At 66.3% G+C, this 14,158-nt stretch carries 17 protein-coding genes and 1 pseudogene; 7 read left to right on the top strand and 11 right to left on the bottom strand.

The features are described from left to right. Positions 1-70: 70 nt before the first annotated feature. The gene (locus tag BVU17_00545; GenBank protein ID AUG46086.1) at positions 71-1,369 is read right to left on the bottom strand and encodes an S-adenosylhomocysteine deaminase; all 1,299 of its coding nucleotides are present in this window, start codon (positions 1,367-1,369) and stop codon (positions 71-73) included. A 213-nt stretch (positions 1,370-1,582) separates the two neighbouring features. Between BVU17_00545 and BVU17_00540 the strand changes: the two genes are divergently transcribed. Continuing rightward, positions 1,583-2,725 (top strand): MFS transporter, encoded by a 1,143-nt coding sequence (locus BVU17_00540; GenBank protein AUG48794.1) that lies wholly within the window; start codon positions 1,583-1,585, stop codon positions 2,723-2,725. 69 nt (positions 2,726-2,794) lie between these two features. Beyond that, on the top strand, positions 2,795-3,643 hold the full coding sequence (locus BVU17_00535) for an ATP phosphoribosyltransferase (protein ID AUG46085.1): 849 nt from the start codon (positions 2,795-2,797) through the stop codon (positions 3,641-3,643). Between the two features lie 198 nt (positions 3,644-3,841). Here the strand turns inward: BVU17_00535 and BVU17_00530 are convergent, their stop codons facing one another. Further along, positions 3,842-4,231 (bottom strand): hypothetical protein, encoded by a 390-nt coding sequence (locus BVU17_00530; protein AUG46084.1) that lies wholly within the window; start codon positions 4,229-4,231, stop codon positions 3,842-3,844. A gap of 87 nt (positions 4,232-4,318) precedes the next feature. Between BVU17_00530 and BVU17_00525 the strand changes: the two genes are divergently transcribed. After that, positions 4,319-5,350, top strand: a complete 1,032-nt coding sequence (locus BVU17_00525) for an RNA methyltransferase (GenBank protein ID AUG48793.1) — start codon at positions 4,319-4,321, stop codon at positions 5,348-5,350. A gap of 267 nt (positions 5,351-5,617) precedes the next feature. On the opposite strand, the gene BVU17_00520 is transcribed toward BVU17_00525, so the two are convergent. Genes BVU17_00520 through BVU17_00500 form a run of 5 tightly spaced genes read right to left on the bottom strand, consistent with a single transcriptional unit; the run spans position 5,618 to position 8,544 of the window. Next, complete coding sequence (locus tag BVU17_00520; GenBank protein ID AUG46083.1) at positions 5,618-6,157, bottom strand: hypothetical protein; 540 nt, start codon at positions 6,155-6,157, stop codon at positions 5,618-5,620. A gap of 1 nt (position 6,158) precedes the next feature. Continuing rightward, positions 6,159-6,359: a DNA-directed RNA polymerase subunit E'' gene (locus BVU17_00515; GenBank protein ID AUG46082.1), complete on the bottom strand. Its 201-nt coding sequence runs from the start codon at positions 6,357-6,359 to the stop codon at positions 6,159-6,161. Continuing rightward, positions 6,356-6,934, bottom strand: a complete 579-nt coding sequence (locus BVU17_00510) for a DNA-directed RNA polymerase (protein AUG46081.1) — start codon at positions 6,932-6,934, stop codon at positions 6,356-6,358. The genes BVU17_00515 and BVU17_00510 overlap by 4 nt, the downstream gene beginning before the upstream one ends. A gap of 3 nt (positions 6,935-6,937) precedes the next feature. Then, positions 6,938-7,315, bottom strand: a complete 378-nt coding sequence (locus BVU17_00505) for a twitching motility protein PilT (protein ID AUG46080.1) — start codon at positions 7,313-7,315, stop codon at positions 6,938-6,940. Continuing rightward, a complete protein-coding gene (locus BVU17_00500) occupies positions 7,315-8,544 on the bottom strand; it encodes a translation initiation factor IF-2 subunit gamma (GenBank protein AUG46079.1) in 1,230 nt (409 codons plus the stop codon). Before BVU17_00500 ends, BVU17_00505 begins: the two co-directional genes overlap by 1 nt. Before the next feature lie 231 nt (positions 8,545-8,775). Between BVU17_00500 and BVU17_00495 the strand changes: the two genes are divergently transcribed. Next, complete coding sequence (locus BVU17_00495) at positions 8,776-9,726, top strand: hypothetical protein (GenBank protein ID AUG46078.1); 951 nt, start codon at positions 8,776-8,778, stop codon at positions 9,724-9,726. Between the two features lie 15 nt (positions 9,727-9,741). On the opposite strand, the gene BVU17_00490 is transcribed toward BVU17_00495, so the two are convergent. The 4 genes from BVU17_00490 to BVU17_00475 form a co-directional block, all read right to left on the bottom strand. After that, a complete protein-coding gene (locus BVU17_00490; protein ID AUG46077.1) occupies positions 9,742-10,035 on the bottom strand; it encodes a hypothetical protein in 294 nt (97 codons plus the stop codon). A 62-nt stretch (positions 10,036-10,097) separates the two neighbouring features. Next, the gene (locus tag BVU17_00485) at positions 10,098-10,973 is read right to left on the bottom strand and encodes an ATP-binding protein (GenBank protein AUG46076.1); all 876 of its coding nucleotides are present in this window, start codon (positions 10,971-10,973) and stop codon (positions 10,098-10,100) included. Between the two features lie 44 nt (positions 10,974-11,017). Beyond that, positions 11,018-11,293, bottom strand: coding sequence for a hypothetical protein (locus tag BVU17_00480; GenBank protein ID AUG46075.1), 276 nt, complete (start codon positions 11,291-11,293; stop codon positions 11,018-11,020). 82 nt (positions 11,294-11,375) lie between these two features. Further along, a complete protein-coding gene (locus BVU17_00475) occupies positions 11,376-12,725 on the bottom strand; it encodes an AAA family ATPase (protein AUG46074.1) in 1,350 nt (449 codons plus the stop codon). Positions 12,726-12,905: 180 nt separating this feature from the next. Between BVU17_00475 and BVU17_00470 the strand changes: the two genes are divergently transcribed. The 3 genes and pseudogenes from BVU17_00470 (at position 12,906) to BVU17_00460 (ending at position 14,135) form a co-directional block, all read left to right on the top strand. After that, positions 12,906-13,283 carry a hypothetical protein gene (locus BVU17_00470; GenBank protein ID AUG46073.1) on the top strand — a complete coding sequence of 126 codons (378 nt, stop codon included), beginning with the start codon at positions 12,906-12,908 and terminating at the stop codon, positions 13,281-13,283. 143 nt (positions 13,284-13,426) lie between these two features. Continuing rightward, positions 13,427-13,567: pseudogene (locus tag BVU17_00465) on the top strand (hypothetical protein). A gap of 97 nt (positions 13,568-13,664) precedes the next feature. Continuing rightward, entirely contained in the window at positions 13,665-14,135 is a 471-nt protein-coding gene (locus BVU17_00460) for a pyridoxamine 5'-phosphate oxidase (protein ID AUG46072.1), read from the top strand. Positions 14,136-14,158: the final 23 nt, after the last annotated feature.

Below are 14,158 nucleotides of genomic sequence, written 5' to 3'. Positions count from 1 at the left end.
ACCGTCCAAAAATCGTCGATATCGTTTATGCGCTGTTCTCGTCGTTTAGTTACCACTTCACTTCGATTGGCTAAGAGTCGGCCCGTTCAACCAGCGCGGCGGCGTGTTCGCTCGCCCGCTCCCGCACCGCCGCCTCGTCGAACACCTCGACAGTGCGGTCCCGCATGAGCACCTCGCCGTCACAGACCGTGTGTCGCACATCGCTCCCGTTGACGGCGTAGGCCAGGTGCGAGACGAGGTCGTGGGCCGGGGTCAGGTGCGGCGCGGCAAGGTCGATGACGGCCAAATCAGCGTTCGCACCGGCCTCGATGCGCCCGCTGTCGAAGCCCAGCAGGGCCGCGCCGTTTGCCGTCGCCATCTCGACGACCGTGCCCGCGTCGACCGCGCTGGCGTCGTCGGCCGCGAGCTTGCCGAGCATCGCCGCGTCGCGCATTTCGTCGAACATGTCGAGGTCGTTGTTCGAGGCCGCGCCGTCGGTCCCGATGCCGACGGTGACGCCGGCGTCGAGCAGGTCCTGTACCGGAGCCATCCCGCTGGCGAGTTTCATATTCGAGGCCGGGCAGTGGGCGACGCCGGTGCCCGTCTCGGCCAGCAGGTCGATTTCGCTGTCGTCGACGTGGACGCCGTGGGCCACGTACGTGTCGCCGTCGAGCAGGCCGATGTCGTCGGCGTAGGCGAGCGGACGCTGGCCGTGTTCGTCGACGATGGGGGTCACCTCGTCGCGCGTCTCGTTGGCGTGCAGGTGAATCGAGAGGTCGTCGTCGAGGGCCCGCGGGACGAACTCCCGGAGGTATTCCTCGCCAACGGTCGTGAGCGAGTGCGGCTGGAACGTCGTCCGAACCCGGCCGTCGGCCGCGCCGTCGAGGTTTCGAGCCACGTCGAGGCTCTCTTCGAGGTCAGCCCGCGCGCCCTCGGCGTCCTTGCCGACCGTGACCGCCGTGAACCCGAGCACCGCCCGCATCCCGGCCTGGTCGACGGCCTCAGCGATTTCCTCGACCGCGAAGTACATGTCCGAGAGGCTGGTCGTCCCCGAACGAATCATCTCGACCAGCCCGAGTTCCGCGCCGGCACGGATGTCCTCGGGCGTCAGTTCCGCCTCGACCGGCCAGACATCCTCCTGGAGCCACGCGTCGAGGGGCTTGTCGTCCGCGAGGCCGCGCAGTAACGTCATAGCGACGTGTGTATGAGCGTTGACCAGCCCGGGAATGACGAGGCCGTCGCTGGCGTCGAGTTCGTCATCACCGTCCAGTGTTCCCGGTTCGTCGACCGCCACGATGTCGCCGCTGTCCTGTGAAACCAGTACGTCCGCACGCTCAACGGTCATGTCTGTCCGGAGGACCTGCCCGCCGGTGACGAGGAGTTCACTCATGCCGATGGCTTCGCAACCGCGGGTCTTAGTTCGCCGGGTCGACAGCGCCGCCGTGTGTCGTATTACCACGCCTTTCTGCGAGGTAGCGGTGACAGCAGTGCCTGTTCCGCAGAGGTCTTTCGGCTCCGGCGCGTTCAAGCGGGCAAGAGAATGGCGGCGGCAGAGCAACTCCGGCAGCGGGTCAGCGCGATTCGGCACGGGAGCCCAGTCCGAATGCTGCTTGCCGTCGCCGCCGGCTGGTTCCTCGTCCTCGGGATGCGGTTTGTCGTGCCCGCGGTTCTGCCGACGATACGAGAGGAGTTCGTCATCTCGAACGCGCAGGCGGGGCTCGCGGTCACGGTGCTCTGGCTCACGTACGCGGCGGTTCAGTTTCCCGCTGGGGTGCTGATCGACCGAATCGGGGAGCGGACGCTGCTGGTGGCCGCGGCGTTGCTGTCCGGCGTCGGGCTGCTGGGCTACTTTTTCGCGCCGGTGTTCTCGCTGTTCCTCATCGCGACGGGCGCGTTCGGGTTCGGGACGGGACTGTACGGCCCCACCCGGGGGACCGCCCTCTCGCGGACGTTCGACGCCCGCGAGGGGACCGCCTTCGGTATCGTGATGGCCGCCGGCTCCCTCGGAGCGGCCGCACTGCCCGCCGTCGCCGCGTTCGTCACCACACGGTACGGGTGGCGGCTAGCGCTTGCCAGCGCCGCCCCCCTGTTCATGCTTGTCGCCGGCGCGCTCTGGCTCTCGGTGTCGGACCGTCCGACCGGCGAGTCCGAACGGAGCCTCCGGCGGGACCTCCGAACGGTTCTCACCGGCTTTCGCAACCGCCGGCTCGTGCTGTCGGTTTCAGGCAAGACACTGATGCTGTTCGCCTTTCAGGCTGTGACAGCGTTTCTCACCACGTACCTAGTCACGGTCCGGGGTATCTCACAGGGGACCGCCGGGGCGCTCCTTTCGGTGCTGTTCGTCGGTGGCGCGCTCTCACAGACAGCCACTGGCCGGCTCGCCGACCGATACGGAACGCCCAGTGTCCTGACCGCTGTCGCACTCGTCAGTACCGTTCCACTCGTGCTCATTCCGTCCGTCCGCGGCGTCGTGCCGCTGGCCGTCGTCTCCGGCCTCATCGGGGTTCGGATGAGCGTCGGCCCGCTGGCAAACGCCTACATCGTCGACACGCTGCCTGACGCTGCCGAAGGGACCGGCTGGGGGCTGCTCCGGACCGGTTTCTTCGCGATCAGTTCACTGGGCTCGACGGCTGTCGGCCTGCTCGCCGACCAGAACCTGTTTGCCGTCGCGTTCTACGGTCTCGCTGGCCTGACGCTGCTGGCTGCGGGGACCTTCGTTGCCCTCCCACGCCGGGACCGCCTGTAGCGGCTCCGCCCACAGGCCCCGGCCAGCCTGAGGGGAAAGACAGTTGCCCCACGGCCTGCCAGTAGGCGTATGCGAATCGCCGTCCCCAACAAGGGCCGCCTGCACGAACCAAGCGAGGAACTGCTCGAACGGGCCGGCCTCCATCTGGTCGACGGGGCCGACCGCCAACTGCACGCCGACACCGTTGACCCGGACGTGACCGTCCTGTACGCCCGCGCCGCCGACATCCCCGAATACGTCGCGGACGGCGCTGCCGACGTGGGTATCACCGGTCTCGACCAGGTCCGAGAGTCCGACGCCGACGACCTCGTCGAACTCCGGGACCTCGATTTCGGCCGCTGTCGCCTCGTCCTCGCCGCACCAGAGGACAGCCACGTCGAGACAGTCTACGACTTCGAGGGGGGCCGTATCGCCACGGAGTTCCCGACCATCACCCGCCGATACTTCGACCGCGTCGACGTGGACGTGGACGTGACTGAGGTGTCCGGTGCGACGGAGCTGACCCCCCATGTCGACATCGCCGACGGTATCGTCGACATCACTTCGACCGGGACGACGCTCCGGATGAACCGGCTGGCCGTCGTCGACGAGGTGCTCGAAAGCTCCGTGCGCCTGTTCGCCCGCGAGGACACCGCCGACGATGAGAAAGTAAAGCAAGTCGACACCGCGCTCGGCTCGGTCCTCGCCGCCGAAGACAAACGCTATCTGATGATGAACGCCCCCGAAGACGCCCTCGATGACGTGAAAGACGTGCTTCCGGGGATGGGCGGCCCCACCGTGATGGACATCGCCGGCTCCGACCAGCTCGCCGTCCACGCCGTCGTCGAGGAACACGCCGTCTTCGAGACGATTAGCTCACTCAAGGACGTGGGCGCGAGCGATATCCTCGTGACGGAGATAGAGCGGCTGGTGGAATAGTACCTTTTTACTGCGGAGGGAATCCTCGGCCGCCTTGCGGCCTGCGGGCACCCCCGCCGCAAAAACCTACGTTAAAAAGGCTCCGAGTCGCGGCCTGTGGCCGCGCTCAGAGTAAAACCGCGCCTCCGGCGCGGTATGCAAGCCACGCTCTGCGCCCACATTCGACAGTCGAGCCCACCTCATTCCCAGCTCAGAAGCTCAGAAGAACCTGAAGATGTTGTTCAGCGCGAACCCGAGCACCGCCGCAAACGCCAGGTGGAGCGCCACAAGCGGCGCGGTCGAGCGGGTCGACAGCCGGTAGGAGAGGCTGATGGCAATGCCGTCGGCGACGAGAGTGAGAAACAGAACGACTGCGACGCCGAGGTCGGCCGAGACGACGCCGGACTCGACGCCCCAGCGCTGAAGGATGAGCGAAACGAGTGCCGGCGCGAGGGCGGCCTTGGCGGCGAGTTGGCTCGGCACGTCGCCGATAAAGAACGTCGCAGCCAGATGGAGGGTGACGGCGTAAAAGAGCCAGGTGACGAGGACGGTCACGAGGACCGCGAGGATACCACCGCCGGTGAGGCTGGAGAACCCGGACTGGAGCATACTCCGGGTTCGGCGGCTGGTCGTTTGTGCGTTTTGTTCCCGGCCGCGACCGGCACGCTCATAGCCGCTCGCCCACACCGCTCGGGCGTGTACGTCCTCGAACTCGGCGGGCAGGACGACGCGTTCGCGCGGCGGGAAGCCGCAAGCGCCGCGAGCGCCGTCGACGTGCTCGCCCCCGGACTGGCGACAGCGCGCGGTATCAGCGACCGCGTTTGCCACCTCGCGTTTGCCCACCGAGCCTGTGCCCTGCTCGGTACCTCGGACCCGAACATCGAAAGCGCCGCCGCGTTGCTGTCGGCCGCGACAATCGACCGCGAGGGGAGCGTCGCCGTGCGTGCCGTCGACGTGCGAGCAAGCACCGGCGTCGATACCCAACAGGCCGAGCGGACGCTGGGCGGCGTCCTAACCGATCGCGGCTTCGCCGTCGACCTCGACAACCCTGACCACGTTCTCTATGCCTACTTCTCGGACCCCGCCGGCGACGAGGAGGGCGGGACCGGCAAGCGCTGCTGTGCACTGGGCTGGCTCGCCGCCGAGAGCGTCCGCGACTTCGGGGACCGCCAGCCAACAGACCGTCCGTTCTTCCAGCCCGGCAGCATGGACCCGCTCGAAGCCCGCGCACTGGTCAACATCGCCGGGGCTGGCCCGGACGCCACGATACTGGACCCGATGTGTGGCACCGGCGGTCTCCTGCTGGAGGCGGGGCTGGTCGGGGCCGACGTGGTCGGTGGTGACGCACAAAAAAAGATGGTCTCGGGGACACACGAGAACCTCACATACGCACTCGACGGGAGCGGCCACCCCGACAGAGACGCCTATCCTGAGCCGGGCGAGTGGGAGGTGTTCCGGTCCGACGCGTCCGCGCTGCCGGTGGCCGACGACGCCGTCGACGCCGCCGTCTTCGACGCTCCCTATGGCCGCCAGTCCCGTATCGAAGGGGAACTGGCACCCCTCGTGGCCGGTGCACTCGGCGAAGCCAATCGCGTCGCAAGACGGTGCGTACTGGTCGCCGACCGCGACTGGCGCGATGCGGGGACCAGTGCGGGCTGGACCGTCACCGACTACTTCCGGCGTCGCGTCCATCGCTCGCTTGTCAGACACGTCCACGTGCTTGAGTGAACATACGTCCACTTTCTTTGGACAATCGTCGTAAGTTATTCCGGTATGAGCAAGGTTTATGCCATGACAAATGCTAATTAGTACCAAGTATGCCAACGTGGTCAGACCCCGCCCCATGCGACGACGATGAACAGCTGTTCGAATGTCCAGACTGCGGAAAGCGGCTCTGTAGCGACCGCTCGACAGTCTCCTGTGACCGGTGTGAGACGGAAATGCAGAATCTCAGCGTTCCACGGCCGGAATAAAACCGGTCTGCGTTTTTTGCGGCTAGCTCGACACGAGTGCAATCGCTCGCTCGGCGTCACCGTCCATCCGCTCCAGTAGCGACCGAACCCGGTCCCGGGCCGCGTCGTCGCAGTCGGCCAGCACCATCCCCTCGTCGGGCTGGCCGTACACCACACTGGCTCCTGCGGGCGCAGCGAGCACCGCAGGGAGCGTGGCGAGGTCCTCCTCGCCGTCGACATCCAGAAGTGTCGTTCCATCGCTGTCGATACCGTCCCTGAGTGCAGTAAGCAGTTCAGCGGTGAGCGTCGCGGCCGGGTTCGCCACGGCGAGTTCCCGGTCGAAGCCGCCGATGGCCGCCGTCACGTCCGCGTCGACGGCCGAGCGCTTGGTCCGTTCGTCGATCAGCGCGAGGTCCGGCACGCGGCCGGCCTCGACGAGGTGGTAGGTGACCATGTCGCCGACGGCGATAATCGGGTCGCCGGCGTCGCCCAGCAGCGCCGCTGTGTCGGTGTAGATGCGTCCGAGCGGCTCTTTCAGTTCCGTTCGCAGGCCGCTCGGGAGTTCGAGAACGACGTCGGACACGTTAGCGGACTTTCAGCGCGTACTTGCCCGGCTCGGTCACTTCCATCTCGGCGGCGATGTCGGAGCGCTCCGGGTGCGCGATGACGACGTAGCCGGCCCAGTCCTCGGTCAGTGCGGTGCCGCCACAGGCCTCACACTGGCTTTCGATCTCCGCACTCTGGACACGGTGACAGTCGCGACAGACGAGGCGGTCCGCCATCAGCTATCACCGGCTTCCGCCGTGCCTTCGCGGCGCTCGCGCTCCTCCTGAAGCCAGCCGTGCTTGCCCAGGCCGACCTGTTTCGCCGTCAGGCCGATCTTGGAGTCGCGGGGATTGCGCTCGTCGATGCTCTTGGTGACGATACGCGCCCGGACGGCGTCGCCGACGGTGAGCGTGCGGTTGGACTCGCGAGAGGCGAGTTGCTGGTTCTCCTCGTCGTATGCCAGATACTCGTCGGATATCTGGGAGACGTGCAGCAGCCCGTCGACCGGCCCGATGCCGATGAAGGCCCCGAAGTTGACGACTTCGACGACCTCCCCGTCGACCACTTCCTGCATCTGCGGGTCGAACGTGAGCGCGTCGAACTCGGCCTCGTAGTAGACGCCGGGCTTGTTCGGCAACACGGCACCGGTACCGATGTCGTGGACCTCGATGACCGAGACGACGCTGCCGACGTCCTCGTCCATCCGACCTTCGAGCTTCTCTTGCAGGAGCCGTTTGACCAGCCCCGGACTGACCTCCGCCAGAAAGCGTGGCGGGACTTCGACCGTATCGCGTAGGCGTACCCGTTTATACATGTGTTATGGTTGAGTGATACCCAGTTTGTTCCGGCCCCTTAAACTAATTACTGGAACGCCCGCGTCCAGCAGGCGTCGTTTGAGGGGGGCGTCGTTCGTGACCGCGTGTGTCGCATCGTCTGTCTGTGCCAGTTCGAGGACGGCGTCGTCCGCGTAGTCCGCCGTCGTCTCCCGAACCGTGCACCGATCCAGCAGGTCCTGTCCGACCGAAGCGGCGGTCGCTTCCGCGCCAGCCCCGTCGGCCAGTTTCGCTAGCTCGTCGCGGACGGCGGCGGGCGCGACGTAGTCCGTCGCGTCTGGCAGCACTCTGTCGAGTTCCTCGAACAGTCGCACGTTGCATTCGACCGGCATCATCAGCGCGTTCGTGTCCAGCACAATCATCACCGCAGCGTGCCGACACCGATGAGCCGCCACCGAGCACCGACGCGGCGGTTGATGGCGATTTTCGAGCCCGAGGCCGCACAGACCGGGCGCTTGAGCGCGACCTCGCACTCGTCGTCCCGGGCGCTCGTGACCGACCCGACCGTGGTGGCGGTGCCGATAGTCAGCATGAGCGGTTCGCCGGTCGATATCTCGTCGACCTCGCCGCCATCGTCACCGACGATGCGTTCCAGCAAGTCTACGTCCATCGTGAACGTCTCGTGGACCGGCGGGAGGCTTCCGGGCGGCCCGGCGACCTGCCCGGCGAGCGCGTCGCCTTTCGTGATTGCGGGGTCGAGACCGGTCCCGACGCCCAGCAGGCCGCCCGGCGTGACCGTGTCCACGAAGTCACCGCCCGACTGGAGCGACCGGACCGTCGTCGTGACGGGCTGCCACTCCGTCTGGCCGCCTTCCTCGACCTCGCGACCGGGACGGAGTTCAATCTCGTCATCGACGTCCAGTTGCCCGCTCACGAGCGAGCCGCCCAGCACGCCGCCCATCAGGTCCTCCCAGGTCGTTCCGGGTCGGTTGATGTCGAACGAGCGTGCGACCATCATGCGGGCGTCCTCGTCTGGGTCCCGTTCCGGCGTCGGAATCTCAGACTGGATGGCCTCGATGAGCAGGTCGATGTTGGCCTCCTGACCCGCGCTGATGGGGACAATCGGTGCGCCTTCAGCGACGGTGCCTTCGACGAACTCCTGAATCTGCTCGTAGTTCTGCATCGCCCGCTCCTCGTCGACGAGGTCGACCTTGTTCTGGGCGATGACGATGTTGTCGATGCCGATGATATCGAGCGCGCTCAGGTGTTCCTCGGTCTGGGCCTGCGGGACAGGCTCCGTCGCCGAGATGACGAGGACGGCCCCGTCCATGATGGCCGCACCGGACAGCATGGTAGCCATGAGCGTCTCGTGGCCGGGCGCATCCACGAACGACACCGTCCGGAGGTGGTCGGTGTCGACGTCGTGGTCGTCGCAGTGTTCGTCGACAGTAAAGGCCTCCGGCTCCTCGGCCTCCGGGCAGCGACGGAAGGTCGCGTCGGCGTAGCCGAGTCGGATAGAGATTCCGCGCTTCATCTCCTCGGAGTGCTGGTCGGTCCATTCGCCGGACAGCGCCTGTACGAGCGTCGTCTTTCCGTGGTCGACGTGCCCGACGAGTCCGATGTTCACCTCCGGTTGTTTGTTTGATGTCATTTCGAGAGTAATCTTGGTGGAGTTTCGCCGCGTGCAACTGATAAACCTACTGTTTGCGCCCCGACGGCCCCCGTTCAATCGCCGATCTGGTCCCTGCTGGCGGCGTACCTCGGCCCCCTGTGGACGCCCTCGCTGACTCCGGTACTCGCGCTGGTGGCGCTGGCCCGCCGCCTCGTCGGCGCGCGGGAGCCGGGCGCGGTGCTTTTGCCCGTCCCGGCCCTGCCTCCAGTCGTGCGGGAGTTCGACTTCGAACTGGCGCTGTGTGCCCACCTCGAACGCGAGGGCCGGCTGGTGAGCCGCCAGCTCGGCGGCGCTGTCCACGGCCGGCGCGTCCTCGACACCGTCGTTGTCGAGCCGGGACCCGAGTTCGACGAGCGAGCAGCCATCACTCCCGAACGGCTGCCGACGGCGGCCATCGAAAGCAGCGTCGGCCCGGGTCGGGCGCGGTACTGGAAGGACGCCTTCGACTGCCATCCCGACCGCGCCGAGCGCGCCGTCGAACTGGCGGTCGAGCGCGGGTTCTTCGAACGCGAGCGCCGCGGCGGCCGGACCTACGTCCGCCAGACGACGCGGTACCCCGACTGGGTCGGCGAAATCGTCGCCGTCGAGAACAAGCCGGACCTGGGCCGGCCCGGCGACTTGGAATCGCAGTTGCGGACCGATGTCTCTCTCGCGCTCGCCGACCGCGTCGTACTGGCGACGGCCTCTTACGTTACCGGAGCGCACCTCAACCGAATTCCAGAGGAAGTCGGCGTCTGGCGGTTCGACGCCGACAGCAGAACGATAGATGTCCGTCGGGAGGCGACACCACTGCCGACAGACGACGCCGGTGTCGAACTCCTCGACGAGCGTCCGGTTCGGGCGGACGTGCGCGTGGTCAGCGCCGCTGAGAAGGCCCGCACGCGCCGGCAGTTGGCCGAGCGAGCCTACGGCAAGGGGTGGCGGAGTTTCGACTACCCCTCGTGCGAGCGATGCTCGCCGGATAGCGACGGGATTCCGTACTGTCAGTGGAAGGACCGCGCGGTCCGGGAGAGCGACGAGTGCGGACCGGACTGCGGGGGGTACGAAGCGGCCGACCCGCCGGCCATCGACGGCGACGCGCTCCGGGCCGAGCGGACGCCCTGGCGGGCAGACCCCGACGGACGCAGGCGACGCCAGTCGGGACTAGATCGGTTCGGCTAGAAGAAGTCGGCAAGGCTACCGTTCGTCGCCTGATTGCGCGTCATCGGGCGGGACACCGCCGTCGCCGGCGGTCGGGCGGCCGTGCTGTTCGTAGTTGTCTTCGGTCACCGCCGGGGCTTCGGTGGCGACCTTGGCTGCGTGTTTCGTTCTGGCCTGATAGTTCGCTGCGGCCGCAATCCCGACACAGGCTACCAGCCCCACGACAAACACCCAGTCGATGCTGTTCGCGATGATCTGCTGACCGGCGATTGCGAGGACGCCGCCGGCCAGCGACAGCCCACCGATCTCCGCGATGCCACGCCTGTCCATACAGCCGGATCATGCGCCAGTGCCTATAAGCTACGGCCTGTTTCATCCAGCCGAGCGCGACATTAGAGCGTGAACCGCTCGCCGTCGAGTCCGATATCGTCGGCGAAGGCTCGGTCCGCGGGGACGTAATGGGCGGTGTGGACGATACGGTAGTCGTCGGCCGCGATGTCGTCGGCGAAGTCCCGCGCACCGGGCAAGGTCATGTGTTTCGTGCCAAAGGTCCGCGGCACACCGTCCGCGTCGTGGTGAGCGCCGCCTTTCGGGTGGTACTCGCAGGCCTCCGGGTGGACGATGCCCTCGACGAGCGCGAGGTCGGCACCGGTCAGCGCGGATTTCGAGCGCTCGGGCACGTCGTAACAGGTGTCCCCGGATATCGACAGTACTGCGCCGGTCTGGGGCTCCTCGATGCGTAGACCGTAACACAGCAGCGGCGGGTGCGTGACCGGGACGAGGGTCACCTCGAAGCCCGCGACGGTGAACGGCTCGAACGGCGTCTGTGCGTGGACCGAGACCGTATCGAGGTAATCATAGCGGCTCCGGACACTCTCGGCGACGCTCTCGTCGGTCACCGGGTCCGTCTCGTCAGCGGCGTGGACCGGCAGGTCGTCGAACAGGCGGTAGGCGTTCCCGAGACCGTCGAGGTGGTCGAAGTGGACGTGCGTGACGATGGCCGCGTCCGGTAGCGGGACCGACTCACGGAGGAACTGGTGACGGAAGTCCGGACTCAGATCGATCAGCAGCGACTCGCCGGTTTCGTCGTTCGCCACGGCGACGGAGAAGCGCGACCGTTCGACGCCCCCCGTCGGGTCGATGCCGCGTTCGCGGACGCGGGCCCGGAGTTCCTCGTCGGGGTCGCGCGCCCGTTCGCACGTGTCACAGTTGCACTGGACAGTCGGCGTCCCAGTCGTGTCGCCGGTCCCAAGCAGCGTGACCTCCATTACCTATGGGTCAGAGGGCGACCCGCGTAAGCCCCTCGCTTTCGTTACTCCTCGTCGACGAGCATCGCGGGGTCGATATCCTGTCGCTCTATCGTCGCCGCCAGCAGGGACCGAGCGCGCTCGTCCGAGAGGTCGTCGAACAGACACTCGAAGAATCCCTCAAGTAACTCCGGCCGGATGCGCAGGTCGACGTACTCGACTTGCTTCTCGGCGATAACCACGTCTACGTCCCACTCGCCTTCCTGCGGATCAGTCATGCGAACGTCAACCCACGACTCGGCGAGGTCGTCTGTCTCAGTGAACACGGGGTCGTCAGCCATGGCTGCAGAGAATGGTTTCTGTAGTGATAAGTAAATCGCTCATACCGACAGCCGGAACGGGTTCCTGCGCTGATAAGCCGCCTCAGTGGTCGTGATCGTGGTCGTGATCACTGCCGCCGTCGCCGGAGAAGCCGCCGCTCCCGGCGACTAGCGCGTCGGCGTCGCCGTCCATCATGTCCATGTTTTTGAGGTTGTCACGCTCCTCGAAGTCGATAATTGCGTCTTCGAGGTCCTGCTGAGTGAGGGTGGTCCGCTCCTCAGTCAGGGCGTTGAGGACGGCCTCGCGGAGCACGAGCCGGAGGTCGCTGCCGGTCAGCCCCTCGGTCAGCTCCGCCAGCGTCTCCGGGTCGAAGTCGTCGATCTCCATCTGCTGGGTGACGATGCGGAGGATGTCCGCGCGCATCCCGTGGTCCGGCTTGGGGAAATTGACGATTTCGTCGAAACGTCGCCAGGCGGCGGCGTCGAGCTGGTCGGGGTGGTTCGTCGCGCCGATGAGCAACACCTCGTCCTGAATGAGCGAAATCTCGTCGATGCTCTTGAGCAGGGTGTTGACGGCGCGCTTGATGGCGGCGTGTTCGTCCGACGAGCGGGTCTTGGCGACGAAGTCGAACTCGTCCATAAAGAGGATACACGGCGAGAGCCGCTTTGCGACCTCGAACACCTTCTCGACGTTCTTGGCCGTCTCGCCGAGGTACTGGCTGGTAATCATCGACAGTTTCACCTCGACGAAGGGCAGGTCGAGATCGTGGGCCAGCGCGCGGGCGACGCTCGTCTTGCCGGTCCCCGGCGGGCCGACGAAGAGGAGTTTCCCTATCTCCCGCAGGCCGATGCGGGCGAGGTAGTCGCGGTGTTCGATGGCCTTGACTATCTTCTGAATCTCGTCTTCCTGGTCGGTGGTCAACACCAGGTCGTCCAGCGTCATCTCCACCTCCTCGGGGGCGCGCACGTCCACGAGGTCGAGCATCTCCTCGTCGTCCTCGTCGTCGGTGTCGAAGGCCTCCTCCAGTTTGGCGTCGATGAACGCGCGGTCGGCCCGCGAGGGCCGGTTCTGCTCGCGAGCCCGCTCGTAGTCGGCCCCCTCGACCTGGTCCTCGTAGGCTTTCGTCAGAACCGGGTTGTCTTCGAGGGCCGCGGCGTCGACTCGTTCGAGGAACCACTCCTCGGCGAGGTCACGGTCGGTCAGGGAGATGCTCCCCGAGAAGTCGTCGCGGTCGGTGAACATCAGGCCGGAGATGGCCGCCCAGGGGCGCTCGACGCCGGTGGCCTCGCTCGCGGTCGTGTTGGTGATCGACAGGGGCCGCTCGATCTCGCCGTCGCTCCAGAAGACGGACCGGTACGAGGCCGGCAAATCGTCCGGCTCGAGGTCCCGCCGCTCGCTGTAGATAGTGGCCGTCAGCAGAAACTCAACGACATCCAGTTCCGGATTGCTCATTCCCACTGATGTTACCACGCGACCGGTATAAGTCACTCGAAGCCCCGGTGGCCGACACCAAGGTAATATATCACCCCAGTGCACCCTTATCGTGGCAACTAATAACACACTACTCTCGGCGTACCGGAACCGCATCGGTGACCAACGACCGACGACGAGGCCTACGGGTACTGGCTGTTCGTGTTCGGCATCGTGCTGTGTATCGTCGGCCTTCTCCTGTTTTACCTGACAGGCTCGCGGAGCACGCCCCGGCAGTTGGCCTATCTCCTCGGTGCTATCGGGCTCATCTCGCTGTTTGCGGGCCCGACCACCAGACTGCCGCTGACACGCCGGGGCCTGATACTCACGTACGTCGGTGCCGTGGTCGGACTGGTCGCAATCGTGTGGTTCACCACGTTCTACCCGTCGAACTGGACCGGTCTAGAGGGGAATCCGGCGGTGACGCTGTACATCGTCGGTCTCGGCCTGATGGCAGTCGGCGCGGTCGTTTCTCCGCTGCTGACCGGCCGGAAAGAGGTCTATGCCGAGGCCATACGGACGGGACAGCGACGGAAGTAGCCGAACAGGCTACCCGGGAGGCCGAGACGGCCGCGCGGGAAGCGACACAGCAGTCCCAGGCCGCCGAACAGGCGAGCCGCGAGCGGGTCCAGTCCTACGCCGACCTGCTTGAGACCGGGAGTGCGGCCTTCGAAGTGTACGAGGACCGGGGTGCGGAGTGGCGCTGGCGGCTCCGCCACCACAACGGCGAAATCGTCGCCGACTCCGGCGAGGGGTACGCCGAGCGCAACAAGGCCGTCGCCGCAATCAAGCGGGTCAAGCGCCACCCACCCGGTGCGCCGCAGACGGAGTAGCGTCGCCGGAGCGCCCCTCGGACCGGGATTCTCCGTCAGGAAGAATAGCCGAATTAATTAAGCAGTTTTCGGTCGAAGTTACACTCATATGACAGTAGAGACGCTCGAAGCGGCCGGACTCAGGCGCATGGACGACGACAACATCGGGGCGTTCCTGTCGAACCAGCGGGTCGGCGTGCTCGGCCTGCCGACCGAGAGCGGCCCGTACATGATTCCCCTGTCGTTTGGCTACGACGGCGACAGCGCGCTGTATTTCACCTTCGTCGGCGGGTCGGCGAGCCGCAAGCAACAGTTGACCGAAGCGGCAGCGGACGCGACCGTGCTCGTGTACAAAGTCGAGTCGATGTTCCACTGGGAGAGCGTCCTGTTGCAGGGCAGTATCGAGGCCGTCCCCGAGTCCGAGTGGGACGACCTCGCGGGCGTGCTCGATACGGCATGGCGGCCGGAACTGTTCAGGGACGCTATCGAAGACGGCGACATCACAGTCTACCGCTTCCATATCGACGAGCGGGAAGGACTCAGACACGCTGGCCTCCCACCGGGGTTCGAGCCAGAGTGACCCCGTCGCCCGACCGCGACGGG

Origin of the sequence: Haloarcula taiwanensis (genome assembly GCA_002844335.1) — an archaeon.
GTDB classification, from domain to species: Archaea; Halobacteriota; Halobacteria; order Halobacteriales; family Haloarculaceae; genus Haloarcula; species Haloarcula taiwanensis.
Note: the sequence above shows the minus strand (reverse complement) of the source record. Positions and strands in the feature narration are given on the sequence as shown.